This window comes from Pseudoalteromonas sp. S3178 (assembly GCF_005886985.1).
GTDB lineage: Bacteria > Pseudomonadota > Gammaproteobacteria > Enterobacterales > Alteromonadaceae > Pseudoalteromonas > Pseudoalteromonas carrageenovora.
The window spans coordinates 31,978-57,980 of the sequence record NZ_PNCW01000036.1 but is presented as its reverse complement, the minus strand read 5'-3'; the positions used below and the strand labels follow the sequence as shown (position 1 = coordinate 57,980).

Sequence of the window (26,003 nt, the reverse complement as noted above, 5' to 3'; positions counted from 1 at the left end):
AAGGCTGCAGTTGCAGCCTTTTAATTTAAGATGTGGGCTTACTTTTAAACTTTAACCCTGCAATTAATAACAGTGGGCCTATAAACATGGCAAGGCCATATACGCCGCCTGTTACTGCGTATTCGGGCTTATTTAAAAAGCTTATAGCAATTAAAATAGCCAGCGATGCGTTTTGAATCCCTACCTCAATACCCAGTGTTAGTGAGTCGGTAAGGTTAAGGTTTGAAAGTTTTGCTATGAGCAAACCAATAATCATTGAGCCAATATTAAGCGCTATACACGCCCAAAATACATCGTTAAACGAGCTTACCAGTAATGCACGTTCTTTTATTACGAGTGCGGCTATCATGGCGAGCATAAAAAATAACGAAAAACGCCTAAAAAACGGCTCGCTTTTAATCGCAATTTCGCTTTTAAAATGGCGCAGGCTTATACCAATTGCTACAGGTACTAAGGTAATTACAAATAGCCCAAGTGATGTGGTTAATATAGAAAAACTGGCATCAGTTTGTGGGGCAAATTGGTGCATGGCAAAGCCAATAATAAACGGTGTGGTAATAATGCTAATAGCGGTTGAGGCCGCGGTTAAGCTTACCGAAAGCGCTAAATTAGCCTTTGCCAGCTGGCTCACTACGTTTGACATAGTACCGCCTGGGCACGCGGCTAAAATCATTAACCCTATTGCAATTGGCGTGGGTAAGTTAAGTAAATAACATAAGCCTAAAGCAAGTAATGGCATGGCAATAATTTGGCCTACCAAGCCCATAGTAATTGCTACGGGCTTTTTAAAAAGCCGCGTAAAGTCGCTAATAGTAAGCCCAAGCCCCATGCCAAACATAATAAGGGCAAGCGCGAGGGGGAGTATGATTTCTGTTAAAAATGATGCATTCAAATTAGGCAACCTCGTTTATTTTTGTTTTTATAGCGAGTACTTCGTAGTTAAATGAATAAGGCGTTAGCAACGTTTTTATTTGCTCTTGTAGTACGTTTAACTCGTCTTCATTTACTAAAATATTCGCTTTGATGCCTAACTTTTTATCAGCAAATACATTTATTTGCACGGTTTTGTTGTTTAAATGCTCGTTAAGTGCCTCTGTTATGGTTTGTTTTATTTCGAGGCAAACCAGTTCGGGTTTATAAATTTTACCTACGGCAGTTAGCGGTATTTCATCAATTATATAAATAGCTTTAGGTATTGCAGCTCGCTCAGGTACGTGGGTACCAACATACGTGGTGAGCTCATCAAGGTTAAGTGTGCTATTTGGGCTTAACGTTACGTAAAGTACGGGGACTTCTCCTGCGTAGCTGTCGGGGCGTGGCACGGCGGCTGCAAGTGTTACATCGGGGTGGCTGGTTGCGGCATCTTCAATCATTTTGGGGTCTATATTGTGCCCGCCGCGTATTATTAGCTCTTTTTGCCTACCACATAGCGATACATAGCCGCTCTCGTCTATTTTGCCTAAATCGCCTGTTCTAAAATACTGTTGGCCGTTTTCGTCAACAACCCATGCACCTTGGTTATGCGCATCTTCTACATAACCTGGGAATACGTTATTACCGGTTATTATTATTTCGCCAACATCGTGCGCATCGCACATTTTTATAAGCGTGCCTTGCTCGCTTATATCTGCAATTTTAAGTGTAATACCGGGTATTGGCAGTCCTACAGACGCCTCGGTATTTATTGGGTTTACCGGCATCAACGTACTTACCGAACTCCCCTCAGTTGAGCCATAACCTTCTACCAGTGGGGTATTGGTGAGTTTAGTAAACAGTGCTTGTAAATCTGATGAAAGCGGCGCAGCCCCGCAAATGGCAAACTTCATTTTAAGCGGTGGTACAGTGATTTTTTGCGAAGTAATTTGCTCAACCATAGCACCGTAAACCGTGGGTACGGCGGTCATAACGGCTACATCGTAATTATTAATTAGAGTGAGCAAGTTTTGTATTATATTTTTACCTCTAAAGCCTGAAGGGCTTGCGAGTAAAATTTTACAACCTTTCATTACTGAGGCAATGCCCGTTGCCACTGCCGCATTTACATGAAATATGGGCAAACCTACTAGCATGGTATCGCCTGCGTTTACCGGCGAAAGTAAATTAACCTGCCCTGCATTTGTAAGCTGGTTTAAATGTAAGTGCCTGGCAAGTTTAGGTAAGCCGGTTGTACCTCCTGTATGAAAATATGCGCACACATCGCTTTGTTCAGGCACAGTAAAATTAGCTGTTTGGGTATTTTGCGCCGCGAGTAACTTTTTAAACCCATAAACGGGTACTTTATTGTTTTGCGAGCATGCTATGTCGTCACCAAATAAGCTAATAACCGCTTTTAGGCCGGGAATATGCTCTTTAATAGCCAATACTTTTTGCCAAATATCGCTACCGGGCACTGGGCCTAGAGCAATAATGACTTTGGTATTGGCAGAGATCATAATTTCTTTCATTATGGACTCATCAAGCAAGGGGTTTATTGGGTTTGCAATGCCAGCGGCCTCTGCTGCCCAAAGCGATACATAGGTTTCCGGAAAGTTAGGTAACACCAGCGAGGTTACATCGGTTTTTGTTATGCCTAACGAGTGCAATGCATTACCAAGCCCTGTTACGTTCTTGGCAAGCGCTTTGTAGCTCATTTTACGGTGCGGATTTGCAAAGCTTTTACCTTTAAAGGTCATTAAAATGCGGTGAATAAGCTTTTTTGCAAACGGAATTTGCATTGGGTTAATACAGTCGCCATCTAAAATGTATTCAATAGCGGTTGCATCACCAAAGTTTTTTGCCGACTGCAAAATGGCATGATAAGTAGAGCGAGGAAGTTGCTCTGGTGATATTTCAGCAAGGTTTAAATTGCCAACATCGGCGTGGTTTTTAATTGTTGTTATATTCATAAAACCCTCAACGTATTTTTATAATGTGTGTGTTTTGTGTGAGTGCATGGTGTTTAAACACGGCTATGCTGTGTGGGCAACAACCGCGTAAAATTTAGTCTATCAAAAAATAGCTTACTGCCTATGATTAATCTAAAAAACTGTTATCTTTTGCGGCAACTACCTGATACATGGGCTGAAAATTTCCCCATGTAACCAGCTCTGAGCCATTAGCTTGCTTTGTATGTAGCGCAACATCGTGCGAGATAAGCTTAGGCTCGCCTGCGGCTTGCGCTAATAACTGGCTTTGGCAGCAGCTATCTAGCAATACAAAATTGGCAACTGCGGCATCAACCGACGAACCCGCAGTTAGCAAACCATGGTTTTGTAAAATAACAGCGCAGTTGTCAGCTAGTGATTTAGCTATCATGTCGCCTTCTTCGCTGTCGGCCACTACGCCGCTAAATACATCAAATATACTGTGGTTTTCGTAAAATACGCAGGCGTCTTGCGAAATAGGTTTAAGTAGCTCACCTAATGCCGAAAACGCACGGCCATAACGAGTATGCGCATGGGCTACTGCGTTTACATCGGGGCGCGCCATATGTATGCGTGAATGAATAGCAAACGCGGCATTATTAATCGGTGTGCTGCCTTCAATAATATTTCCTTTATGGCAAACCCTAATGAGATCTGACGCTTTAATATGCGCAAAGTGCATACCTACCGGGTTTACCCAAAAAGTATCGGGCTCTATGCAGTCGCGTAGCGTAATGTGCCCAGCAAGTCCCTCATCAAAACCATACATGGCAAATACTCTAAAGCCCGCGGCTAGGCGTTGTTTTTCGTAGCTGCGTTGCTCTTCTAGGGTATTAAATTTAGGCGGCATAATAAGTTTAAATTTGTCGCTGCCTATGGTCATTTTTGCGGCTTGCTGCTCTAGTGTATTGCTCATAATAATCCTAAATTAAACTCTGTTGACTTTAGTTTAGTCTCGCTTATGATAAATAGAAGTGATGTTAATTAATGGTTAAACATAAATACTATGCATGGAAAGATAGATTTAAACCTGTTTGTAATCCTTAAAACAGTATACCAAGAGGGCAGTATTACCAGTGCAGCCGATAAACTTCACTTAACGCAACCAGCTGTTAGTCATGCACTTTCTCGCCTTAGAGATAAGTTTGACGACCCTTTATTTATTCGCCACGGTAGGCGTATGGTGCCCTCGCCTTTTTGCCAAAAAATAATAGCGCAAGTGATTGAGTCGGTGCAGGCATTAGAGGCCACCATGAACAACGAGCGGCTTTTTGATATAGCCGCGTTTAAGCGCGAGATTAAATTTGGCTTTAGAGATATTTTAGAATCGATATTTTTTCCGCCACTAATGACTGATTTACTTACAAACACCCCTAATATCACTATTAACAGCCGACAGGTTTCGCATGTTGATATGGAAAAATCACTCGAAAACCAAGAACTCGATATAGTTATTGATGTGCTTACCCCTACCAGTAATCACATAAAAAACACCTTTATTTGTAACGAACACTTTTCGCTAATTTGTAGGCACGATCACCCAATATTAAATGATTTGACTGTACAAAATTACGCAAAGGCGTCGCACGCGCTGGTGTCGTTAAAAGGGGCGCAGGTAGATATTATTGATATGGCGCTGGCAAAGCATGCACTTGCGCGCAATGTGGTGCTTAAATGTGAACACTATTTTGCGGCTACTAAAGTGATTAGCCAAAGCGATATGATAATGACCATGCCAAACTCGTACGCGCAAGTATTAAAAGAGCAAATGCCCGTGCACGTGACTAGGTTACCGTTTGATGTGCCGTTAATGCCCGTGCACATGTATTGGCACGAACAAGCCAATGACGATTTAGTAAATAGTTGGATGCGAGAAAAGCTGCTAGGTTTGGCCCAGCAACTTATCCCTACTAACAAACTTAAAAACGGTAATTAAATTGTGCGTGATAGCTGCGCCCACGCTCCGATAAAAAACGATGTGCGTAGCTAATTACAGGCACATCATTGGCCTGCGAAAAAGTTTGTTTATCGGTCAGGTTTTTAGCTAATAACGACACCGACCAATTCCCTTCATTGCTACCAAGCTCTACGCGTAAATTAAGTTTCTCAAAAGCGCTTTGCTTGGCTATTGGGTCAAGATCTTGCTCTAAAAAGTAATCGTCACTAAAGTTAAGCGCCAAATTACTGCTTAAAGTAAGGTTTGAAAACACCTCGGTATTGTAATCAATTGCTATGTTGCCTGAGTAATCGGGAGCAAACGCGCCGGTTTGCCCTGTTAAATCTTGAAACGCTTGCCCAAGTAACTCGCTTTGCATAACCGTTGGTGAAGCACTGGCGTATTGCTCGTATTCAAAATCAAGTAACGCAAGATTTGCCGATACCTGCCAGCTTTGATTTATTGCCCAGCGCGAGTCTACTTCAACTCCTTTTACTTTGGTTTCGGCAGCATTTTTAACTACAAATGCATTACCATTAAATTCAGATACTTGTAGGTCATCGTACAGGGTATAAAACAGCGTAGCGTTTACTTGTAATACATTTTTAATTGGCTCGGCTTTTATGCCAAATTCAAAATTAGTGGCTTTTTCGTCTTCAAACTCAAAGCCTGAATTTTCATCAATGGTAGTACCTTGTGAGGCATTTAACCCTGAGCCATCAAAGCCACCGGCTTTGTAACCTATACCTGCGCTTGCAAATAACATGGTGTTGTTAAACCCTAAATACTGCACACTAATATTGGGTGACAAGTGCGACTCATCTCGCTTAGCAGCAAGGTTATGTACACCCGCGCCTGAGAGCTGCCCTGCAATAGTGGGCGCGGCCACATTGGCAAATTGTTGTACTGCAAGCGGTGTGTTTGGCTCAAATACGCTATACACACTTTGTACGCTGCTTACTTCTTTTTCTTCTTTTTGATAACGCAGACCAAAATTAGCGCGCCATTGCTTGTTTACATTCCACGTAAGGGCTGTAAATGCTGAGTAGCTTTTTTGGTCTTGATCAAACAGCGCATTTACGCCCAGTGATGTGCCCACTAAATCAGGAATAAGTAACGATGCGCCAAATAAAATATCGTTTGGGTGCTCAAGCCCGCTGCTCATATAAAAAATACCCGCAACGTATTCAAGCGTGCGCCCCGTTGGCGAGCTTACCCTAAACTCTTGCGTAAACTGGTTATAGTTTTCTAAGTAGTCTTGTTTTATAAGCGGGACTTCTGAAAAATCGGCATCAAAGGTTGAGTCCCAATCGTACTCGCTATACGTAGTAACAGAGGTAAATTCGTATTCGCCATGGTTATAAGTTAGTTGTAATGAGGCATTATCAAGCGTGGTTTTACTTTGCTCATTTAGCCCACCTGGGTGGCCATCTCCCGATACTGAACTTGCGTAATCAAGGCCTGAGTTATCACTTAATAAAAGTGAGCGATAGCCTACATTGCCTGGGTTAGTAGGGTCATTCGCTATTTGTAAATCACGGTTGGGTGTATCAATAATATATTGATAGCGCGAGCCATGCGATTCAAACTCACCGTGTTCCCATTTAAACAATGCGTTTATATCATCGTTTATTTGCCAATCTATTGATAAACGCGCGCCTGATGAATCGTTAGATTGCTCATCGCTTTGGCGCGCTTGGTTATATAAAAAGCCATCTACCGAGTGATCAAACGCGGCAATGCGTATGGCTAAATCATCGTTAATAGGAATGTTTATAACGCCTGTAAAGCGCTTTTCGTTATCTGATCCAAACTCTGCCGATACATTGCCTTCAAGTACATCTGTAGGCGAGTTTGAAACCATACTAAATGCGCCAGCCGTGGCATTTTTACCAAACATAACCGACTGCGGCCCTTTAACAAGCTCAAGGCGCTGCATATCTAAAAATGGAAATTTAGCCTGATGGCCGCGCCCTAAATAAACGCCATCTTTGACCATAGCAACCGATTGTTCAAAACCTGAATTAGTGCCAGAGCCAATACCGCGTACAAAAATACGCTTACTGCTTGAGGTTTCGGTTATATGTACGTTGGGTAGGTTTTCACTTAGGTCGAGTAAATCGTCAACGCTATTTTTATCGAGGTAATCGCCAGAAAGTGCTTGAATAGAGGTAGGAATGTCTTGCAGTGATTGCACCCGCTTTTGAGATGTAACGGTGATGGTTTCTAGCTCGCTTTTATTTACTTTATTCTCGGCGGCTTGTGCCATGCCCACGCTTAATGCGCTGAGCGTAAATAAAGTAAGTGCTTTGTGCTTTAAAAAAGAGTGTTTTAAAATTGTGTGTGACTGTGTGTGTTCAGTTGTCATAGCTGCAACTCCATTATAGAGGTTATTTTTATTGGATATTTTTGCGTCTATTTCATACTGACGAGTCTTAAAATAAATAACAGTGATGTTTATTTATTCAGCACTATTAGTAATATTTATAGTTGAGCTAAAAAAGTTTAGTTTTAAACGAGGCTGTGTGGGTTTAGTGCGGATTTAGTAAGGAGTTAGAGTGGGTTAAAAAATACCTGTGGATTAGCGGTTTTATTTGCTATTGCTGAGCTTGGGGTGTTTGCTGCATTTATAAAGGCAGTAAGCTGTGGTGCATTTTCGCAAAAAATAATATCCAGTGCTAAGCGGTTTTTACCGTATAAACCACGATGAATCATATTGGCTGAAAACAGCAATAAGTCACCCGCATTTAGCTTAATTGTTTTACCTGTAGCTAAGTTATCGCTAGGTAGTTTATTATTTTTTGCAAGGCGTACATTTAGCTCCTCTGGGGTATCCCAATTTTTATGTGACTGGGGCACAAGCTCAATGCCTGGCTCGTCTTGTAAGGCTAACCTGCAGTGCACTACGTCTGGCCCGTTTAACGAGGCTTGTTGTTCTTGCACATTTAAATGGTATTGCATATCGCGATGCCAATAATTTTTTTGTGTAACATTAACGGGATTAAAAAATAACTGAGTATTTAAAAACATTGGCTCACTAATCGACTGTTTCACACGCTTAATTAATTTGTTATCAGCAATTAAACTAAATAAAAACTCATTTTGCTGCGCCGTTAAATACTCACTATTTGTTAAGCCTGAGCTATTAATAGCGCGGGATTTATAAAACTCACGGTTATTAGCTTTCCACTGTGTATGAAAGGCATTAACTAGGAGCTTAATTTTATTTAGCTCTGTGGCGCTGTAAAGCCCCTTTACAAGCATATAACCATCTGTTTTGTAAATATTCATTGTGGCTCTTTGTTTAATATTTTAGCTACACGGACGCTTAGCTCTGGTAATACTGTTTGCTCAAACCACGGGTTCTTTTTAAGCCAAATATTATTGCGTGGACTTGGGTGCGGTAACACTAAATATTGTGGCCAATACTCACGCCACGATTTTACTAACTCGGTTAAAGGCCTATTTTTTGTGTGAGGTAAATGATACGCCTGCGCGTATTTACCAAGCACTATTGTTAGTTCTAAATTTGGCAGAGCGCCCAGTAATTGCTCTCTCCATGCGGGCGCGCATTCTTTACGAGGAGGTAAATCGCCCGACTTACCTTTACCAGGATAGCAAAAGCCCATAGGTAAAATAGCTACATTATTCGCGTTATAAAACTCATCAGGCGTTAGCCCAAGCCATTCGCGCAGGCGGTTTCCGCTAGCATCGTTAAAGGGTTTACCGCTTTGGTGCACTTTAATACCAGGCGCTTGGCCTGCGATTAAAATACGGGCGTTAGGGTTAAATTGTATTACTGGGCGAGCGCCTAAAGGTAAATGAGGTTCGCAGATCACGCATTTACTAACTTGCTCTATTAATTGGCTGGTATTCATGTTTATTTGGCCTTAAATGCTCAATATTTATTCTAAATGGCCATTTTGACCCAATGAGTTGGTAAAAAATCGGTTTATTTTAATTAAAACGGCCAGTAGTTGGTAAAATCGTGATCTCTGTTTAAAGCAGCGCTGTAGCCCTTGTAATACTTAGTGTTTTTCAGACCAAACTGCAAATTCGTTACCACTGGGCTCTGTAAAATGAAACCGGCAGCCACCCGGAAACTCAAAAATAGGTTTTACTATTTCACCGCCAAACTGCACTACTTTTTTATAAGTTGCGTGAATATCATTACTGTAAAACACCAGCAAAGCAGCCCCATTTTGAGTGAGCGATTTAAGGGGCGCATTAAAAAAGCCGCCATCAAGCCCTTGGCCGCTAAACGCCGTGTACTCTGGGCCGTAGTCGGTAAATTGCCAATTAAACACGTTAGTAAAAAAGCTTTTTGTGGCTGTTAAGTCGCACGCTGGAAACTCGACATAATTTAGTTTTTCGTGGTTGCTCATTATAATTTTGCTCTTTATGTTGGCCTGTAATTACCACTTTAAACCTAAGCTATTGGCTAATCAACAATGCTAAAACTGCCCAGATCAGTATTTTACTAAGCTTTAAAAATTTAATTTAGATTTACTTAAGTACACAAATGAGAATAGCTATCTTTTGTATTTGAACCCTATATAATAGCGCCTTCATTTTATCCTCCATGTTTAAATAAAGGATTTGTTAACTATGCAGGCACTGTTGCATCGTGCATCTTTTACTAAGTTTAACCTTGCTGCATTATTAAAAATTGCTAGTAGTTACAAGGTATTAGTGTTTTTACGTTTTTTTATTGCCATTGTCGGCGGCTACGCTTTTACCTCAGCGAGTATTGCATTATTAAGTGTTGTGTTGCCAATTGCTAAACAAGATGCGGTTTTGTTTTGCGTGTCTATTAGTATTTTAATTTATGCGATTGTGTTTATTTATGCCTTTGCGATTAAGTCGCTCAAAACTGTTTGGATCAGTATTTTACTAAGTATAGGGCTGTTTGTTGGCATACTTGCAGTATTAAAGGATTGGCTATGAAAGACAGTTTTTTTAGGTCTATGACCTGGCTACATACGTGGGTAGGCTTACTTACTTGCTGGATTATTTACGTCATTTTTTTTGCAGGCACGGTTAGCTTTTTTAGAGACGAAATAAACCTGTGGAACCAGCCCGCAATTCATAATGTGCAAGCGCAAACCGACAGAGTGGCCGCGCAGCGTATGCAAATTGTTAAAGGCTTTGATTATTTAAGCCACCATGGCGCTGGCTCTAATAGTTGGCGAGTAACGCTACCAGAGCAGCGCATTCCCTATTTGGTGTATGGCTATGCCAAACCAAAAGAGCCAGGGCAGCGTCGCAGTCAATTTGTAAATACCCAATTAAACCCAAACACAATGCAAGAACTGCCACCTTTTGTAGAAACCAAAGGCGGTAACTTTTTTTATCGGCTGCATTACCAGCTTTATTATTTAGATGCCATAACAGGGCGTTGGGTGGTGTGTTTTGCCAGCTTTTTTATGTTGCTTGCGATTATATCGGGCGTGGTAATTCATAAACGTATTTTTAAAGATATGTTTAGTTTTAGGCGTAATAAGGGAGTACGTAGCTGGTTAGATGCGCACAACTTAAGCTCGGTACTTGCACTGCCGTTTCATTTAATGATTACCTACACAGGCATTATTACGCTTATATTTATGTTGTTCCCCTACCCTGCGCTAACTACCTACGACAATGGCATGCGTGGCTTTTTTAACGATGTATCGCCAAGCAATAACGTGACTAATAAAGCGCAAGGTAGCGCAGCAATGTTGCCTATTAATACCATTTTGGATCAGGTTTATACTAAGTGGCCAGATGCTGATATACGCAGTGTTAGAGTAAGCGAGCCTAATATGGCGGCCTCAACGGTTACTGTTTTGGTAGACCCTGGTAAGGCGTTGCGCGATCAAACGCCAAGGCTCTTATTTAGTGGTGCCACAGGCGAGCTTGTTAACCAATCGGCAGATGAGCTCACTAACAGCAAGGCGCTTTACGAGTCACTTAACTCTATGCACACAGGGCGTTTTGCCACACCGTTATTACGCTGGTTGTATGTATTAGGCGGTATTGCAGGCTGTGTGATGATAGCTACTGGCTGCATAATGTGGGCTAAACGTATACGCGAGCGCAGTAAAGGTAAGGCATCGTTTGGCTTACAATTAGTAGAAGGTTTAAACCTTGCGACTATTATGGGTTTACCGCTTGCAACCTGCGCATTTTTTATTGCCAATAGGTTACTTAGCCCTACCCTTTCTGGGCGCGACGATAAAGAAGTAACAGCGTTCTTTTTAGCTTGGTTAGTGGCGGGTGTTATTGCCTTAATTAAACGCGATAAGCTGCAATGGCGAGTAATGGCCGCTATTAATGCACTTGCATGTTTAAGCGTACCTGTAATTAATGCGCTCACAACTAATGGCAATATTGTTAGTTATTTAATGCATAAACAGTGGGCGTTATTTATATTTGATGCGCTATTTTTGCTCTTTAGTATATTGTTTTTAGTACAAACCGAAAAATTACGTACTGCTACAAAAGCAAAACACACACTCTCAAGTAGCCGTGCAAACACTAATAAAAGGCAAAAAGCATGATTGATTTATTCAGTTTTAGCCTGTGTTTGTTCGCGTTTAATGGTTTTGCGTTGGCTAAATTTAACCACTTTAAAGATGTTTTTAAAAAACGCCCTACCGAATTACAACGTAGGCAGCTTTTAGCTATTGCTTGGATCAGTATTTTACTAAGTTTAGCGATTTGTATAGAAACACAAAGTGGCTATGGCGCACTACTATTTTGCGGGTTTATGAGTTTAAATGTTTTAATTATAACGATTTTTTATAATTTACTAACTGGGCTTGTAAAACTATTTAGTGTTTTAAATGCGGTATTAATTACAGTGAGTGGGCTATTTTTAGCGTTAAATTAGCTTTAGTTAGTAAAATCGTGATCTATAACTATAAATTTTAGGCAAAAAAATTGGCAAGCTATAAGGCTTGCCAACAATAAGGGGGATATTCAGTATGTCCAACACTTGCATGTCTCGTTGCAAGTGCAGCTAATATAACCCCAGCTTATTTAAATTACTTTACAGTAAGGTGATCCTTTTATTACAGCTGTAAAGGGGCTTTACAAACCCTATTGCTCAACCCAAATTATTTGCTCTGTAGTAAAACCTAGTTTTTTAGCTTTAGTTATAAAATGCTGTTTAAGCTCGTCGCTCACTGTTGGCGTGCGCGATAAAAACCATAAAAAATCTCGGTTGTAGCTGGTTATAAACGCGTATTGGTAATCGGCTTGGTCGAGCTCAAAAATTACGTAAGCACCATAAAATGGGCCAAAAAACGACACTTTAAAATGACCTGTGTCACTGCCTTCTACAAATTTGGCTAAGCCTTCTGCTTCATCCCACTTTTGCTCTTTAGTGATATACCCTTTGTTAAGCACCTTTACTGTGCCGTCGTCGTTTACTGTGTAAGTAGCTGTTACTTGCTCCATGCCTTCTTCAAATGAATGATTTAGGCGGGCAATTTCGTACCACTTACCTTTGTATTGCTCAAGGTCAAAGTTTTTAACGGGGGTAATACCTTCAGGTGCACTTGTGCAGGCAGTGAGTAAAAATAACCCTGTAATAAGTAAAATAGTCGTAATGGCCTTCATGAAAGCTCCTTTTTAAATGTGATGCTGTTTGTACGGCTCTAAGCAAATAAAGTTTGCTAGCCGATTAAAATAAATTGCTATAGGATCAGCTAAATACTAGAGCAATTAAAAGATTAAAGCATGAAAATATGGGTAGATGCCGACGCGTGCCCCGTGGTTATAAAAGAAATTCTTTTTAGAGCAGCAGAGCGCACGCAAACACCAACCATTTTAGTGGCTAACCATGCAATGCGCATTCCGCCTTCAAAGTTTATTAGCCGCGTTCAGGTTTCGAGCGGGTTTGATGTTGCCGATGACGAAATAGTAAAACGTGTAGAAAAAGGTGATTTAGTTATTACTGGCGACATACCCCTTGCCAGCGAAGTTATTGATAACGGCGGCCAAGCACTTAACCCGCGTGGCGAGCTTTACACGCCAGAAAACATTCGCTCGTTATTAAACGTGCGCGACTTTATGGATACTATGCGCTCAAGCGGCGTTGAAATGAGTGGCGGGCCACCACCACTTAGCCAAACCGACCGCCAAAACTTTGCTAATAACCTAGACCGAATTTTAGCGCAAAACAAGGCCAAGTAAGTGACAGAGCAAGCTATTGGCCTAGGCGAGCAAAATTTTAATGTAGCCGTGTATGTCGCAAAGGCACCGCCTATGCACTACTTTGAAACCCTGCAAAGAGTTGAGCCTGTAATAAACGAGCAAATAAATACCATAAATCAGCACTGTGGAAATGGTTGGCGCAAGGTGTTTAACGTATACGCTAAAGTGTTATTTGCACTACCGAGCGAGCATTACAGCTTTGCTAAACAAGCCGATAGTTGGCAAGCATATCGCGATAAATTTTTACTGCAAAATAACAGTAAAACAGCCCTTTTATTTAGTGCGCCCATTATTAACGGCACTAATAAAAACCAGCTGCATATTATTGCTGGGCGTACTCATGCAAAAAACTTACTTCAACAAGGTAAGCTTAAAGCGCAATTTAATTGGCTCGACGATGAGTTTGCAATTGATACAACTAACCACATTATTGTTTGCCCGTATTTTGATTACAGGCAGTTAAGTAATATAAAAATAGCTCGTTTAAGCGCATTAGTTGCACAGTTAAAAGACACTAAAAACAGATCGTAAGGAACTACTATGGCCGGAATTTTAGAGTTAAATGAATTATTAAAATCAATGCAGCCAGAACTAAAACAATGTGAATACATATTTTGCTCCTTAGCAGGCAACCTTGCTGACTACGTTAATTTAAACCCGCTCGCCAGCTACGTTGAAGAAGAAGGGCTAACCCTTATTTTAAAAGCTGAAACTGCCGACAAAGCGGGTATTACTTACGAGGGTAAATATAATTTAATTACCCTTAATGTGCATTCAAGCCTAGAGGCTGTAGGGTTAACTGCTGCGGTATCGGCTAAATTAACCGAGCATAATATTAGCGCCAATGTAGTGGCCGCGTTTTATCACGACCATATTTTTGTACAAACCGATAAAGCACAGGCAGCCATGAAGGCACTTGGTGAGATTAGTTAAGAGCTAATTTGATACAAAGCCGATATTGCAGTATCGGCTTTTGTTTTATTTATCGCTGCAAAAGTGCTGCGCTACAGACTCAAGTTTTACTTTATCGCCTGCAGTTACGGCTACACATTGTGTGTTTTTATCGAGTTTTTGCTTTTGAATTACAGTAAATTCACCCTCGTTGGCAGCGTATAAATTATATTGATAGGCGTCATTACCGCCTTCAAATAGTGCCGTAAATAACCCTCCTATTAAGCCGCCAATGATGGCTCCGCCTACCATTTCTTCAGTGTTACCATCTAAGCTGTCTACAAAGCCAAACCCAGCGCCTGCTGCTATGCCTGTGCCTACCTCTGATGAAAGTGTTACGGGTTGCATTGATTCTACCGATGCGTAGTAGCGCTTAACTATTTGGTTTTGATTATTTCTATCTACCCCTTGTGATGCGCAGCCTGAGAGTAGTAATACCGCGATAAGATACTTTTTCATGTTGAGTCCCTATAAATACTTAATAGAAAGATTGTAAGCATGAGGGCATAAAAAATATGTGAGGAGTTTGTTTGTAGCTGTTAGAAGTTGTAAGGATGTGTATAAAATATAACACCGAGTATGCATACTCGGTGTTATAGGATTACATTACGTAAATTTTATCTTTTTAAACAACGTACCCGCTAAAACCAAGCGCTTTAAAATAAAGCTTAGGAATGCCGTATTTACACTCGTTAAGTAACTCGCTAAAGCGCATTCTATCAAGTGGGTAAAATTCACTTTCTAAGTTTTGAGCTGTGTAGGCTTGCCCTGCATCGCTTAAGCCTAAATCGGCACACACAGTAATTTGTGCTTCGCGCTCAAAGTCGGTTTCGGGTTTCATTAAATCGCTAATATATAAGTGCGCGCCTTTATTTAAATTAGCTTTAATGTTTTTAAGTAGCTGCTTTTTACTGCCGTCGTCTTCTAAAAAGTGCATTACGAGTTGGCATAGTGCGGCGTCGGCCTTGGTAGAGAGTTTATCAAGCTCGCCTTCAATAACGTTAACGCGCTTTGCTATGCCGTGCTCTTCAAACTTTTGTTTAGCAATTGCAAGCATATCACTTGAGGTATCTTGCGCGGTAAATTGCCAAGTAGGGTTAAGCGCGGCAAGGGCGAGAATTTCTTTGCCTGTGCCTGCGCCCACAACTAAAATATGCGCGTTATCGTTAAGGGTTGCTTTAAGTTGTGCATTGGTAAGTTGGTGCAATAGCTCATAACCAGGTACTAAACGCGTTATGCGGCTGTTGTAATGGGTTGCTTGCTCGCCTGTAAATGTTGGCATTTTTAACTCCTTTAATCAGCTTATAAAACTTCAACAGTGGAGTATCCACCACTTTGTTTACTTACATGTACTTGCGTTGCTACACGTTCGCTCATTTCGCTCACATGCGATATAACCCCAACTTTGCGGCCTTGTGCTTGTAATGAATCGAGCGCGTCCATAGCAACGCTGAGTGTTTCGCTATCTAACGTACCAAACCCTTCGTCAATAAACAAAGAGTTGATTTGCACTTTGTTTGACGAAAGCGATGCAAGCCCTAACGCCAATGCCAGTGAGACTAAAAATGATTCACCACCAGAGAGCGTATTAACCGAGCGTTGTTCGTCGGCCATGTCGCGGTCAATAATGGCAATATCGAGCGATTGCGCAATGGCTGTGAGCTCGTAGCGTTTGTTAAGGGTTTTTAAATGGCTATTTGCATAATGCAGTAATATTTTTAGCGTTTGTGTTTGCGCTAAATTACGCATGGTTTTACCGGTTGCATCGCCTAATACTTTATTTAATAAATGCCACTGCTCAACTTGCTTTTTAAGGGCAGCTAGCTGCGTTTGCTTACCTTCAAGTGCTTTGGCATTTTGATTATGCTGCTCAATGGCGGTATTAGTGGCAAGTAAACTATTTTGCTGCTCAGTTTGCTTTGTATTTAATGCCGCTAATTGCTCGCTAAGTTCAGCGTGGCTTTGTGATGGCTTGTTAGTATTTTGATGATCTGTATGCGCACTTTGTTGCTGTTTAAGCGCAGCATTTGCATCTAAAAGTGCAGCTGAAAGCTGCTCAAACTGGGTTAGATGGGCTTTAATTTGCTCACTACTTAACGTTAGTAAAATTGTGATCTGCTCGTGCGTTGCCTCACTGTACTGGGCTTTAAAGTCGCTAAACCATTGCTTATAACGCGCATCAAGGGTTGCAAGCTCTGTGCTTTGCTCGGCTAAGCGAAGCTCTGCGTTTTTAAGCTCAATTGCATGCTCATCTCGTTTTTTAACTGCACTATCGTAAGCTTGCTGGCTTGCGTTTAACTGTGTTTGGCATTGCTCAAGTTGGGCATTAATTTTTGCTTGATAGTCGTTTGCGCTTATTTGTTCGTTATTAAATAACGCAAGGCGCTCACTTTGTGTTGTATTTTGTAGCTGCTGAGCGCTGACTAAATCCTCTTTTAGCGTTTTAAGTGCACTTTCGCTTTTAGAAATTAGCGGCGTAAGTTGCTGCAATTGCTGATTAGCAGTGTCTATTTGTTTTTGACTTTGCTCAAGTTGCGCATGTGTTTGCTGATACTGCTCAACCTGCTGGTTTAAATCGCTTAGGTTAAGCGAGCCTGCTTGTAGTTGTTGCCAAAAGTTGCTGTGTTCAAATTGTGCATTAAGCGCTGTAGTTAACTCACTAATTTGCGACGTTAGCTCAGTGTATTTTGTATTTATTTGGCTTAGTTTATTGGTTAATTCACTATTTATATTATGCAATTGTTGCTGTATTTGTTGCTCTGCTTTTAGTGAGCTTTGTTGCTGGTTTACTTTTGCTTGTAGAGCATTTTGCTGTTTTTGCGATTCAAAATACTGCGCTTTTTGCTCATTAAGCTGTTTATAGGTTTCATCAAGGTTTTCTGCTGTAAGGGCATTTAAGTGTGTGCGCGCAGCCTCCATGGTAGTTTTCATTTCGCTTCGTTTAGCATTGAGCGTTTGAATGGTTTGTCCGTGCTGAGTGTGTTCGTTAACGAGTACAGCATGCTGTGTTTGATGCGTGTGTAACTGCGTTTGGGCACTATCGTGCTGCTTTTTAGCATTAGTATAGCTGGCTTCAAAATCGGCTATTAAGTTGTTTAATTGCGGGTTTTGATTAGTAGCATAGGGGTGCTCGGTTGCACCGCACACTACGCAGGGCTCGTTAGGGTTAAGCTGCGCGCGCAAATGCTCTACGTTTTCGCTGGCACGCAGGCGAGCTTGGTTTAGCGCATATTCGTTATGTTTTAGTGCTTGCTCGCACGTTGCTAGATTTTGTAAAAGCGACTGCTGCTGTTGCTCACTTTGGCTAAGCTTAACTGCAATATTATTTTGCGCTTGTGTGCTTTGCTTAAGCTCTTGGGTAAATTGTGTGTAGCGTATTCGCTGCTCTTTTAAGTAATCAATATTTTTAAGTTCGCTGTCGCATTGCTCAATATTAAATTGGCGTTGTTGCTCGTTCAGCTCGTTTAGGTTTTTTTGATCATGGCTTAGTTGGTGCTCTTGCTGCTCTACCTTTTTATTTTGCGTTGTTAAAAGCTCAGCCTGTTTGGTTTGCTCTGCTAGTAACTGCTGGTTTTGAGTTGCTGCGGCATTAAGTTGCTCATTAGCGCTTAGATACTGATTAAAGCTATGTTGGTAGTAATTCCAATCATTCGCTAATGGTTTAAGCTGCGTATGCTCAGCAAGCCATTGCTGATGCTGCGTGTTTAGCTTAGTTGCTTCATCAAGCGCAGTTTGGCTTTGCTTATGTTGCGCGTGTAAATCACTTAATTGCTGTTGTTCTTTGTCGCGTTGCTGAGTAAGGCTAGTAATGCTTTGTGCGTGTATAGCAAGCTGGCTGTCGAGATCGCGGGCTTTTGCAATAATTGGCTCAGCAGATTGCTTTTGCTCTTGCGCTGTTTTTAATTCGCTTTGCTTTGTTTTAAGTGTTGCGGCCTGCTTTTCTATAAGCGCTGCATGGTCAATATTTTTTAAGTCAGTTATTTGTGTATTAAGGGCGTTATTTTGCGCCGTTAAATACTCATGTCGCTTACGGTTATCTTTTATTTCTAGCGCACTTTGTGCTTGTTTTGCTTGCTCACTTTGCTGTGCAATTGCTGCAAGTTTGTTGTTTGCATGCTGCTGATTTTTTGTGGCTACTTCAAGTGCTTGTTCAAGTGTACTGGCTTGCTTATACCAGTTTATACTTTGCTCTGTGCTTATTAGCGCTTTTTTAGAGTCTTCTATTTGCTGTTTTAGCTCATTAAGCGTGGTGTGTTTTACTGCTAATTCATCTTCACTTAATAAGGTATAGCTTGCGAGGCTTGCTTGTAATAAATCAAACTCATCTTTTAGTTCTTTGTTGCGCTCAAATATTCGTTTACCAATGAGGCTAAATTTGTCTGTGCCCGTTAGGCATTCTAATAATTGCGCGCGTTCATCACCCGTAGCTTTTAAAAATGCAGCAAACTCGTGTTGCGCTAATAATACCGCACGGGAGAATTGCTCAAAGCTTAAACCTATTTTGGTTTCTATTTCTTTTATGGTTTGGCTTTTGTCGGCTATTAGGGTTTCATCAGGCAAGGTAACTAACGTATGCTCGGCTACTTTTAATTTACCCGTTACTTTTTTATGGGTGCGCTGGATTGAATATCGCGCGCGGTAAAGCTGTTTATCTTGCCCTACAAAGTCAACTTCTGCGAAGCCTTCCCACTTTCCTCGGCGCAATAAGTTACGCGCATCGTTTAATTTTATGCTGTCGCCATTAAAATCAATTAGGTTGCCTTTATCGCCTTTTAGCCGTGCTGTTTTTGTGTAAAGTGCTAAACAAATGGCATCTAAAAAGGTACTTTTACCCGCGCCGGTGTCGCCGGTTATAGCAAACAAGCCTGCATCTTTTAGTGGGGCTTGAGTAAAGTCGATTTCGGCGTCAACTATAGATGCTAAGTTATGTATGCGTACTGCGGTTATTTTCATAGTTGCTCTTGCTCCGTCAGCTCACTTATTACTTCGTTTAAAAGCGCTTTTAGTTCATCGGGTACGCTTTGCCCTGCCATGTCTTTGTCGTTTGCAAAGGCTTGCTCTAATAAATTGAGCGGGTTGAGCATTTCAACTTCACTTAAATCTTCAAATACAGTGTCGCTGCCGGTGTTATCTGATTGTTCGCGTACTCGTTCGATACCGCAAAACTTTACATTTTTGCCCTCTAGTGCCTGTTCTATTTGTTCTCTGAAAGTGGTGTCGGTATCACTTGATTTAAGCTTTACGCGTAAATATGGCGCTACTGTATTTTGCGCTGAATCGAGGGTTTTAATTTGTTCGCACAGTTCATCTAATGGTACACACTCCCCTTTTGGTAAAATAATAACGTCGGCTGAGCGTGGAATGTAAAGGGGGTTTACAGTTGTGCTAATACTCTGTTTTTCATCGCATTTAAATTCGACAACATTAACTTGGTGAGTGTAATTACGCTCTGAAAACGACATAGGAATAGGCGTGCCGCTGTAGCGAATAGCGTCATTTTTAGCAACTTGTTGCGCTTTGTGTAAATGGCCCAGAGCGACATAATTGGCTTTATTGCCAAATACATTCGCCGAAATTGATTCTTCCCCGCCTATCACTAAGTTACGCTCTGAATCACTTGATATGTCGCCGCCTTTAGCATGCAAATGGCCCATAACTATTAACGGTGAATTTTGCTCATTAATTTTATAAGCATGATCTAAGGCAAGCTCATATGCTTTTGCAACGCCTTGTGCGTAGCTAGGGCCGTTTTTTGTTTGGCTTAGTGAACTTATATCGCTTGAGCGTAAAAAAGGCATAGCGGCAATTACAGCGTGTTTATTATTAGTATTTATTTCTAAAATAATATCGCTAGGCGCTGATACATCAAAACGACCTACTACGTGGGTATCAAACTGAGCAAGTAAAGGTTGAGCCGCCAATATACGGTTAGCAGAGTCATGGTTGCCCGCAATAATAACAACATGTATATGTGGGCAGCATTTTTTAGCGTCTTTTATAAACTGATAAAGTTGGTTTTCGGCGCTAGCGCTTGGTGTTGCCGTATGATAAATGTCGCCTGCAACTAATAATAAATCTATTTGCTGCTCAACAAGTGTGGCAAGTAACCAGGTAAAAAATGCTTGATGCTCTACACGGCGGTCGTGTTCGTAAAATTGTTGGCCAAGGTGCCAATCTGAGGTGTGGAGGACTTTCATGTCGCGCTCTTAATAAAACCGTAAGAGCGCCAATATACCCAAGGCAGTTAAAGATGCAAGCCTTGGGCGTGCTTTAGCGCTAGGTTAAGTTATACCACGCTGCAAAAATAACCGGTAAAGCTAAAAGTGCCATTAATAATGGTAATTTTAACGTTTTAGTTTGCTTTGCTTGTAATGCTTTAAGTGCGTTTGTTTCGTTACAGGCCGCTACTTTATCAATATAAAAATAACCTGAATCGAGATACTGCTTGCAGTTGTTCTCACTTGCTGGGATTGCAATTAGTTCTTGTTGTTTTTTTAGGATGTAAAAATCCATAAGCCCACCGCATTTCTTACTAGTAATCGATATATATTTGAGGATAAATGTGACGAATTTATTTGCCTCAAATAAAAAGGTGGGCGATTTTAAATACAAACAGCAACAAAGATCAACCTAAAATTACACTATTTTTAATTTATCGTATAAATAGTTAAAATTAATGAAAACACCGCAATATTTGCGCCAATTATTAGCCACATTTTACTGTGTTTTTGTTCAGTAGGTAGGCGTTTGAGTGCATCTTGCTTGTCGCATGCCGACACTACATTAACATACGAATATTGGTTAGCTTCGTAGCGTTCAAGTAATGATTTTTCAGCAGGGATTGCTTCGAGCTGATGATCTTTTTTTACGATGTAAAATTTCATACGTTGCCCCTTTAACACGATACTTAATTTAACTTTAAGCTATTACTATGAATTAGGCCTGAAGCAAGTAAACTCAAGGGCGTGTACCTTTTTTTAGTGCATGGACTCTTCTGAGTTTTGTAAACCCCCTTTACACTTTTTATCTTGTTGCATTTTGTTACAAAATAACTGTATTTTTTTATACTTAAAAATAGGCGTATATCACCCTAAAAATACGGTACTTGGTCGCTAATTTATTGAAGCGTGTAGGTATATTTGTCAAAGTACGCTCACAAAATTATTTTAGGACTAACAATGAAAAAAATAAGTCTTACGCTAAGTGCTTTTGTATTGCCGTTGGCAATATCTAGTGCAGCTATGGCGTCTTCAGTTGAGCAAACAAAAGGCTCTTACGTTGATAAATTTCGTCAATTAGACGAAGCTCTTCCAACACCTAATGTTTACCGCAGTGCAGCCGGTGAGCCGGGTGAAAATTACTGGCAGCAACGTGTTAATTACGACATTGATGTAAAGCTAGACGAAAAAAAGCGCCGTATTACGGGTAGCCAAAGTATTGAATATAAAAATAACTCGCCACATACATTAAAATATTTGTGGTTACAGTTAGATCAAAATATATTTAAAAGCGACTCTATTGCTGAAACAACTAAAACGTTTAAAAGCACACTTAATAGCTTACCGGCACAAAAGCCAGCTAAGTTAAGTTTAGGTGAGCTTCGTCGTCAGCAGTTTATGAGCGACAACGAACTAGGTTATACAATTAGTGGCGTTAAAGACGACAATGGCAAAGAGTTACGTGTAACGGTTGTTGATACGTTAATGCGCATTGATTTAAACGAGCCATTAAAGCCAGGCAAAGAAGCTGAGTTTAGTATGAACTTTGCTTTTAACATTGTAGAAGAAGATGCCGTTGGCGCTCGCTCTGGTTACGAGCACTTTGAAGAAGATGGCAACGATATATTTTTACTTGCTCAGTGGTTTCCGCGTTTAGCTGCTTACACAGATTACGAAGCATGGACTAACAAACCATTTTTAGGCTCTGGTGAGTTTACGCTTGAATTTGGTGACTACGACGTAGAAATTACCGTTCCTGCGGATCACATTGTATCGGCAACGGGTAAACTTGATAACGCAAGTAAAGTACTTACACGTACGCAACGTAATCGCTTAGAAAAAGCAGAAACGTCAAAACGCCCTGTGTTTATCGTTACTGAAGAAGAAGCGCTAGAAAACGAAAAAGAAGGCACCGACAAAACTAAAACATGGCACTTTAAAGCAGAGAACGTACGTGACTTTGCTTGGGCATCATCTCGTAAGTTTATGTGGGATGCAAAAGGCTACCAGCAAGGTGGCGACGTTCAGCCGCTTGTAATGGCTATGTCGTTCTTCCCTAAAGAAGGTGGCGACTTATGGAAAAAATACTCAACTGAAGCTGTAGTACACACGATGGAAGTGTACTCTAAGTACTCGTTTGATTACCCATACCCGGTAGCGCAATCGGTAAATGGCCCAGTGGGTGGTATGGAATACCCAATGATCACCTTTAATGGCCCGCGCACTAAGCTACAAGACGATGGTACGCGTACTTATTCGCAAGCTGAAAAACGTTTTTTACTTGGCGTAGTTATTCATGAAGTTGGTCATATTTACTTCCCAATGATTGTTAACTCAGATGAACGCCAATGGACGTGGATGGATGAAGGCTTAAATAGCTTTTTAGATGGCGTTGCTGGTCGTGAATGGGATCCTACGATTCCTTGGGGCGTTGAGCCACGCGATATAGTGAGCTACATGAAGTCTGAAAACCAAGTGCCAATAATGACTCAGTCTGACAGCGTATTACGTTTAGGTCCTAATGCTTATACTAAACCTGCGGCTGCACTTAATATTTTACGTGAAGTTATCTTAGGTCGCGATTTATTTGATTTTGCATTTAAAGAGTACGCTCAGCGCTGGAAGTACAAGCGCCCTACTCCAGCAGATTTTTTCCGTACTATGGAAGAAGCCTCTGGTGTTGATTTAGATTGGTTTTGGCGTGGTTGGTTTTACACCACAGACCATGTAGATATTTCGCTGGATAAAGTTTATCAACTGCGTTTAGATACTAAAAACCCAGATATTGATTACAGTCGCCTACGCGATATTGAAGCCGATAAGCCAACGTCTTTATTTGTTGAGCGTAACCGTGCCGAAGGTAAAAAAACGTGGGTTGAGAAAAATACTGACGTTACAGATTTTTACGACGAGAACGACCGCTTTACTGTTACTAATAAAGAACGTAACTCGTACAACAAGTTTTTAAAAGGCTTAGAGCCGTGGGAGCGTAAAACGCTTGACCGCGCGCTTGAAGAAGATAAAAACTACTACGTAATGGAATTTTCAAACCTAGGTGGTTTGGTAATGCCTATTTTATTAGAGCTAACTTATGAAGATGGCACAACCGAAGAGCGTTATATTCCTGCTGAAATTTGGCGTCGTAATTACAAAAACGTTCAAAAGCTAATTGTTACAGATAAAAACAAACCACTTGTATCAGTAACCGTTGACCCACGCTGGGAAACTGCAGATGTGGATGTTGAGAACAATAACTACCCTCGCCGTATTATTCCTTCTCGTATAGAAGTATTCAAAAAGAAAAAGAGTAAAGCTAAGGTTAGCCGCGATATCATGCAAGATATTAAAACTGAGCTTAAAACGGATGAGAAAAAAGACGAAAAGGATGACGGTGAGGAGCAACAGTAATGCGCTTTTTGCTTGTTATTGTTTGCCTTTTAGTTGCTGCGCCAAGTATGGCGCATCAACTTAAGTCATCGGTTACTACTGTGCTTTTTAATAAACGTACGAGTAATATTGAGCTTATGCATCGCTTTTACTTACATGACACCGAACATGCTGTAGGTAAGTTATTTGAAGGCAAGGTTGATATTATTAGCAATAAAGTTGATCAGCAGCGTTTTGCTAAATATGTTGAATCGCATGTGGCTTTAAAAACGCTCAGCGGTGAAACTTTAAAGCTTAACTCTGTTGGAGCACAAGTAGATGGTAAGTTTTTTTGGGTATACCAAGAGGCAGCCATTCCTAAAGGGATTAAGGGTATAAAAATGAGTAATGGCGCACTGCGTGATTTATGGCCATCTCAAGTAAATATGGTAAACGTTGAAGGTAAAGGAAAAATTAAAACCCTTAACTTTAGCCAAGACGATACCTGGCTTGAAGCCCGCTTTGAGCAAAACTAATATTTAATACTTCCCCAACCGACGCGCACTGCAGTTAATGTGCGCGTTTTCTTCATACGTTTAAACTGTGTTCATTTTTGATCTGCTATATGTAAATTTACGTAAATATGGGTAGCTTAATTTGTATATTTACCTTTTCTTGCACATGCTACAATTACCAATTATATTTACTGTGTTATCAATAGATTGATAGCGGTGCAAATAAATAATTTAAATATGGTTTCATTTATCCTTTTATATAAAGGCATAAGCAGTAGAGAATTTTATGTTTAAATTTCATTTAGTACTAACTAAATTCAGGGAATGATATGACTACTCAGGTAGAGGCTATTTATGGTGTTATTTTTGATTTAGATGGAACGTTGGTTTCTTCTGAATTAGATTTTTCGTTAATAAAAGCCCAGATTGGCTGCCCTTGTGAACAAGATTTACTTGATTACATTGCTCAGTTGCCATCTCCTTATATGCGTGAGGAGGCAATGAATATTGTTCATCAACACGAGTTAATAGACGCTCAACATGCCAGTATTTTACCGGGCGTGGCTGATGCCGTTAATGCTTTAAAAGCAAAAAAAATTCCTATGGCTATTGTTACTCGCAATTTTGATAAAGCAGCTGCGATTAAGCTACAAAATAACCCACTCCCTATTGAAACAGTATTAACCCGAAGTGATGCGCCAGCAAAACCCGATCCGAGTGCGTTAAATGCAATTTCTACACTTTGGAATATAAGCCCTAGCAATTTATTGTACGTAGGGGATTTTCTTTACGATATTCAAGCTGCACATAATGCGAATATGCGCGCGTGTTTATACGCTCCCGATACCACTCCAGCATATGCCGACCAAGCAGATTATGTTTTACATGATTTTATAGAATTAGTGACTTTAGTAGACAGCTACTCTAAAAAAATAGAGTTATGTTAAATAGCGTGCAGTTTTATTTATTCAACAAATAGATCCGCGTTATTTAAATTTGATAACTAGCCCAATACGACTGAAATTGATAAAATACGGCAAAAGGTAACGTATTCATTAGAGGCACAAAATGGGCAGAGCATTTGTAGTTCGTCAAAGTTCTATGATCAAAACAGCCAACGCAAAAACAAAAATAAACTCAAAGTACGGTAAAGAGATTTACGTTGCAGCAAAAAATGGCGAACCTGATCCTGAAGTTAATCAAACGCTACGTCGCTTAATCGAAAAAGCTAAAAAAGACCAAGTTCCAGCACACGTTATTGAAAAAGCAATTGAAAAAGCAGCCGGTGGGGCAGGGGAAGATTACTCTGTTGCTCGCTACGAAGGGTATGGCCCTGGAAATTGCATGGTTATTGTTGATTGCTTAACAGATAACCCAAACCGCACAATAAAAGATGTGCGTTTACCGTTTACTAAAACAGACTCAAAAATAGGTACTCCTGGGTGTGTTGCACATATGTTTGATCATTATGCAGTACTTGGCTTTGCAGGTGATGACGACGAAGTCGTACTTGAAGCACTCATGATGGCTGATGTAGATGTGAGCGATGTTGAGTGCGAGAATGGTAAAGTATCGGTATTTGCTCCGCCAACAGAATACTTTAAAGCTAAAACTGCCCTTGAAGATGCATTTGAAGGCATTAACTTTGAAGTAGACGAAATTACGTTTATTCCTCAAGTTAATATTGAAATTGAAGACGAAGAAGTGATTGCTAACTTTGATAAGTTTATAAATATGCTTGAAGATTGTGACGATGTACAAAATATTTATCACAATGCAATTGTAAAAAATTAGAGTGAACTCCTAAAAATACTAAAAAAGCGCGTTTTGTGTAAGCAAAACGCGCTTTTTTACGTTTGAATAAATGTTAGATATTCATGCGTATTATGATTATTTGGATATATATTTTACAAAT

25 protein-coding genes are annotated in these 26,003 nt (G+C 40.5%); 11 read left to right on the top strand and 14 right to left on the bottom strand.

What is annotated here, in order from left to right; translation table 11 throughout:
* Window positions 1-25: 25 nt before the first annotated feature.
* The 3 genes from CWC11_RS11245 to CWC11_RS11235 all read right to left on the bottom strand — a co-directional run bounded on the left by CWC11_RS11245 (window position 26) and on the right by CWC11_RS11235 (window position 3,819).
* Window positions 26-892, bottom strand: coding sequence for a bile acid:sodium symporter family protein (locus CWC11_RS11245; RefSeq protein WP_138682764.1), 867 nt, complete (start codon window positions 890-892; stop codon window positions 26-28).
* 1 nt (window position 893) lies between these two features.
* Window positions 894-2,885, bottom strand: coding sequence for an AMP-binding protein (locus CWC11_RS11240; protein WP_138682763.1), 1,992 nt, complete (start codon window positions 2,883-2,885; stop codon window positions 894-896).
* A gap of 127 nt (window positions 2,886-3,012) precedes the next feature.
* The gene (locus tag CWC11_RS11235; protein WP_138682762.1) at window positions 3,013-3,819 is read right to left on the bottom strand and encodes a class II aldolase/adducin family protein; all 807 of its coding nucleotides are present in this window, start codon (window positions 3,817-3,819) and stop codon (window positions 3,013-3,015) included.
* Window positions 3,820-3,909: 90 nt separating this feature from the next.
* Between CWC11_RS11235 and CWC11_RS11230 the strand changes: the two genes are divergently transcribed.
* A complete protein-coding gene (locus tag CWC11_RS11230; protein WP_138682761.1) occupies window positions 3,910-4,839 on the top strand; it encodes a LysR family transcriptional regulator in 930 nt (309 codons plus the stop codon).
* Here the strand turns inward: CWC11_RS11230 and CWC11_RS11225 are convergent.
* From CWC11_RS11225 to CWC11_RS11210, 4 genes are all read right to left on the bottom strand, one after another.
* Window positions 4,823-7,207, bottom strand: a complete 2,385-nt coding sequence (locus CWC11_RS11225) for a TonB-dependent receptor (RefSeq protein ID WP_138682760.1) — start codon at window positions 7,205-7,207, stop codon at window positions 4,823-4,825. The two genes, CWC11_RS11230 and CWC11_RS11225, sit on opposite strands and share 17 nt — an antisense overlap.
* A 185-nt stretch (window positions 7,208-7,392) precedes the next feature.
* Window positions 7,393-8,130, bottom strand: a complete 738-nt coding sequence (locus tag CWC11_RS11220; protein WP_138682759.1) for a phytanoyl-CoA dioxygenase family protein — start codon at window positions 8,128-8,130, stop codon at window positions 7,393-7,395.
* Complete coding sequence (locus CWC11_RS11215; RefSeq protein WP_138682758.1) at window positions 8,127-8,717, bottom strand: uracil-DNA glycosylase family protein; 591 nt, start codon at window positions 8,715-8,717, stop codon at window positions 8,127-8,129. The genes CWC11_RS11220 and CWC11_RS11215 overlap by 4 nt, the downstream gene beginning before the upstream one ends.
* Before the next feature lie 150 nt (window positions 8,718-8,867).
* A complete protein-coding gene (locus CWC11_RS11210; protein ID WP_138682757.1) occupies window positions 8,868-9,224 on the bottom strand; it encodes a VOC family protein in 357 nt (118 codons plus the stop codon).
* Window positions 9,225-9,447: 223 nt separating this feature from the next.
* Between CWC11_RS11210 and CWC11_RS11205 the strand changes: the two genes are divergently transcribed.
* The 3 genes from CWC11_RS11205 to CWC11_RS11195 are packed head-to-tail and all read left to right on the top strand — an operon-like array spanning window position 9,448 to window position 11,710.
* A complete protein-coding gene (locus tag CWC11_RS11205) occupies window positions 9,448-9,786 on the top strand; it encodes a hypothetical protein (protein WP_138682756.1) in 339 nt (112 codons plus the stop codon).
* A complete protein-coding gene (locus CWC11_RS11200) occupies window positions 9,783-11,378 on the top strand; it encodes a PepSY-associated TM helix domain-containing protein (protein ID WP_138682755.1) in 1,596 nt (531 codons plus the stop codon). The genes CWC11_RS11205 and CWC11_RS11200 overlap by 4 nt, the downstream gene beginning before the upstream one ends.
* Window positions 11,375-11,710, top strand: coding sequence for a DUF3325 domain-containing protein (locus CWC11_RS11195; RefSeq protein WP_138682754.1), 336 nt, complete (start codon window positions 11,375-11,377; stop codon window positions 11,708-11,710). The genes CWC11_RS11200 and CWC11_RS11195 overlap by 4 nt, the downstream gene beginning before the upstream one ends.
* A gap of 209 nt (window positions 11,711-11,919) precedes the next feature.
* Here the strand turns inward: CWC11_RS11195 and CWC11_RS11190 are convergent, their stop codons facing one another.
* Complete coding sequence (locus CWC11_RS11190; RefSeq protein WP_138682753.1) at window positions 11,920-12,441, bottom strand: lipocalin family protein; 522 nt, start codon at window positions 12,439-12,441, stop codon at window positions 11,920-11,922.
* A 120-nt stretch (window positions 12,442-12,561) separates the two neighbouring features.
* Between CWC11_RS11190 and CWC11_RS11185 the strand changes: the two genes are divergently transcribed.
* The 3 genes from CWC11_RS11185 to CWC11_RS11175 are packed head-to-tail and all read left to right on the top strand — an operon-like array spanning window position 12,562 to window position 13,971.
* Window positions 12,562-13,017: a YaiI/YqxD family protein gene (locus tag CWC11_RS11185; RefSeq protein WP_058405404.1), complete on the top strand. Its 456-nt coding sequence runs from the start codon at window positions 12,562-12,564 to the stop codon at window positions 13,015-13,017.
* Entirely contained in the window at window positions 13,018-13,569 is a 552-nt protein-coding gene (locus CWC11_RS11180; protein ID WP_138682752.1) for a DUF6942 family protein, read from the top strand.
* A 9-nt stretch (window positions 13,570-13,578) separates the two neighbouring features.
* Window positions 13,579-13,971 (top strand): ACT domain-containing protein, encoded by a 393-nt coding sequence (locus tag CWC11_RS11175; RefSeq protein WP_138682751.1) that lies wholly within the window; start codon window positions 13,579-13,581, stop codon window positions 13,969-13,971.
* Between the two features lie 45 nt (window positions 13,972-14,016).
* Here the strand turns inward: CWC11_RS11175 and CWC11_RS11170 are convergent, their stop codons facing one another.
* The 6 genes from CWC11_RS11170 to CWC11_RS11145 all read right to left on the bottom strand — a co-directional run bounded on the left by CWC11_RS11170 (window position 14,017) and on the right by CWC11_RS11145 (window position 20,873).
* Window positions 14,017-14,448, bottom strand: a complete 432-nt coding sequence (locus CWC11_RS11170; protein ID WP_138682750.1) for a putative periplasmic lipoprotein — start codon at window positions 14,446-14,448, stop codon at window positions 14,017-14,019.
* Between the two features lie 166 nt (window positions 14,449-14,614).
* Window positions 14,615-15,271 (bottom strand): class I SAM-dependent methyltransferase, encoded by a 657-nt coding sequence (locus CWC11_RS11165; protein ID WP_138682749.1) that lies wholly within the window; start codon window positions 15,269-15,271, stop codon window positions 14,615-14,617.
* A 20-nt stretch (window positions 15,272-15,291) separates the two neighbouring features.
* A complete protein-coding gene (locus tag CWC11_RS11160) occupies window positions 15,292-18,942 on the bottom strand; it encodes an AAA family ATPase (protein ID WP_138682748.1) in 3,651 nt (1,216 codons plus the stop codon).
* On the bottom strand, window positions 18,939-20,186 hold the full coding sequence (locus CWC11_RS11155; protein WP_138682747.1) for an exonuclease SbcCD subunit D C-terminal domain-containing protein: 1,248 nt from the start codon (window positions 20,184-20,186) through the stop codon (window positions 18,939-18,941). Before CWC11_RS11155 ends, CWC11_RS11160 begins: the two co-directional genes overlap by 4 nt.
* Before the next feature lie 79 nt (window positions 20,187-20,265).
* Window positions 20,266-20,502, bottom strand: a complete 237-nt coding sequence (locus tag CWC11_RS11150; protein ID WP_058550433.1) for a hypothetical protein — start codon at window positions 20,500-20,502, stop codon at window positions 20,266-20,268.
* 134 nt (window positions 20,503-20,636) lie between these two features.
* Window positions 20,637-20,873, bottom strand: a complete 237-nt coding sequence (locus tag CWC11_RS11145; protein ID WP_058550434.1) for a hypothetical protein — start codon at window positions 20,871-20,873, stop codon at window positions 20,637-20,639.
* Window positions 20,874-21,167: 294 nt separating this feature from the next.
* On the opposite strand from CWC11_RS11145, the gene CWC11_RS11140 reads away from it, so the two are divergent.
* From CWC11_RS11140 to CWC11_RS11125, 4 genes are all read left to right on the top strand, one after another.
* The gene (locus CWC11_RS11140; RefSeq protein ID WP_138682746.1) at window positions 21,168-23,615 is read left to right on the top strand and encodes a M1 family metallopeptidase; all 2,448 of its coding nucleotides are present in this window, start codon (window positions 21,168-21,170) and stop codon (window positions 23,613-23,615) included.
* A complete protein-coding gene (locus CWC11_RS11135; protein ID WP_058550436.1) occupies window positions 23,615-24,109 on the top strand; it encodes a DUF6702 family protein in 495 nt (164 codons plus the stop codon). Before CWC11_RS11140 ends, CWC11_RS11135 begins: the two co-directional genes overlap by 1 nt.
* Before the next feature lie 308 nt (window positions 24,110-24,417).
* Entirely contained in the window at window positions 24,418-25,035 is a 618-nt protein-coding gene (locus tag CWC11_RS11130) for an HAD family hydrolase (RefSeq protein WP_058550437.1), read from the top strand.
* Window positions 25,036-25,156: 121 nt separating this feature from the next.
* Entirely contained in the window at window positions 25,157-25,882 is a 726-nt protein-coding gene (locus CWC11_RS11125) for a YebC/PmpR family DNA-binding transcriptional regulator (protein ID WP_058550438.1), read from the top strand.
* The last annotated feature ends 121 nt before the right edge of the window (window positions 25,883-26,003 follow it).

Bases quoted from the DNA above. Each gene is read 5' to 3' on its own strand.
- CWC11_RS11240 (WP_138682763.1), bottom strand. From the start codon at position 2,885: ATGAATATAACAACAATTAAAAACCACGCCGATGTTGGCAATTTAAAC.
- CWC11_RS11235 (WP_138682762.1), bottom strand. From the start codon at position 3,819: ATGAGCAATACACTAGAGCAGCAAGCCGCAAAAATGACCATAGGCAGC.
- CWC11_RS11230 (WP_138682761.1), top strand. From the start codon at position 3,910: ATGCATGGAAAGATAGATTTAAACCTGTTTGTAATCCTTAAAACAGTA.
- CWC11_RS11225 (WP_138682760.1), bottom strand. From the start codon at position 7,207: ATGACAACTGAACACACACAGTCACACACAATTTTAAAACACTCTTTT.
- CWC11_RS11220 (WP_138682759.1), bottom strand. From the start codon at position 8,130: ATGAATATTTACAAAACAGATGGTTATATGCTTGTAAAGGGGCTTTAC.
- CWC11_RS11215 (WP_138682758.1), bottom strand. From the start codon at position 8,717: ATGAATACCAGCCAATTAATAGAGCAAGTTAGTAAATGCGTGATCTGC.
- CWC11_RS11210 (WP_138682757.1), bottom strand. From the start codon at position 9,224: ATGAGCAACCACGAAAAACTAAATTATGTCGAGTTTCCAGCGTGCGAC.
- CWC11_RS11205 (WP_138682756.1), top strand. From the start codon at position 9,448: ATGCAGGCACTGTTGCATCGTGCATCTTTTACTAAGTTTAACCTTGCT.
- CWC11_RS11200 (WP_138682755.1), top strand. From the start codon at position 9,783: ATGAAAGACAGTTTTTTTAGGTCTATGACCTGGCTACATACGTGGGTA.
- CWC11_RS11195 (WP_138682754.1), top strand. From the start codon at position 11,375: ATGATTGATTTATTCAGTTTTAGCCTGTGTTTGTTCGCGTTTAATGGT.
- CWC11_RS11190 (WP_138682753.1), bottom strand. From the start codon at position 12,441: ATGAAGGCCATTACGACTATTTTACTTATTACAGGGTTATTTTTACTC.
- CWC11_RS11185 (WP_058405404.1), top strand. From the start codon at position 12,562: ATGAAAATATGGGTAGATGCCGACGCGTGCCCCGTGGTTATAAAAGAA.
- CWC11_RS11175 (WP_138682751.1), top strand. From the start codon at position 13,579: ATGGCCGGAATTTTAGAGTTAAATGAATTATTAAAATCAATGCAGCCA.
- CWC11_RS11170 (WP_138682750.1), bottom strand. From the start codon at position 14,448: ATGAAAAAGTATCTTATCGCGGTATTACTACTCTCAGGCTGCGCATCA.
- CWC11_RS11165 (WP_138682749.1), bottom strand. From the start codon at position 15,271: ATGCCAACATTTACAGGCGAGCAAGCAACCCATTACAACAGCCGCATA.
- CWC11_RS11160 (WP_138682748.1), bottom strand. From the start codon at position 18,942: ATGAAAATAACCGCAGTACGCATACATAACTTAGCATCTATAGTTGAC.
- CWC11_RS11155 (WP_138682747.1), bottom strand. From the start codon at position 20,186: ATGAAAGTCCTCCACACCTCAGATTGGCACCTTGGCCAACAATTTTAC.
- CWC11_RS11150 (WP_058550433.1), bottom strand. From the start codon at position 20,502: ATGGATTTTTACATCCTAAAAAAACAACAAGAACTAATTGCAATCCCA.
- CWC11_RS11145 (WP_058550434.1), bottom strand. From the start codon at position 20,873: ATGAAATTTTACATCGTAAAAAAAGATCATCAGCTCGAAGCAATCCCT.
- CWC11_RS11140 (WP_138682746.1), top strand. From the start codon at position 21,168: ATGAAAAAAATAAGTCTTACGCTAAGTGCTTTTGTATTGCCGTTGGCA.
- CWC11_RS11135 (WP_058550436.1), top strand. From the start codon at position 23,615: ATGCGCTTTTTGCTTGTTATTGTTTGCCTTTTAGTTGCTGCGCCAAGT.
- CWC11_RS11130 (WP_058550437.1), top strand. From the start codon at position 24,418: ATGACTACTCAGGTAGAGGCTATTTATGGTGTTATTTTTGATTTAGAT.
- CWC11_RS11125 (WP_058550438.1), top strand. From the start codon at position 25,157: ATGGGCAGAGCATTTGTAGTTCGTCAAAGTTCTATGATCAAAACAGCC.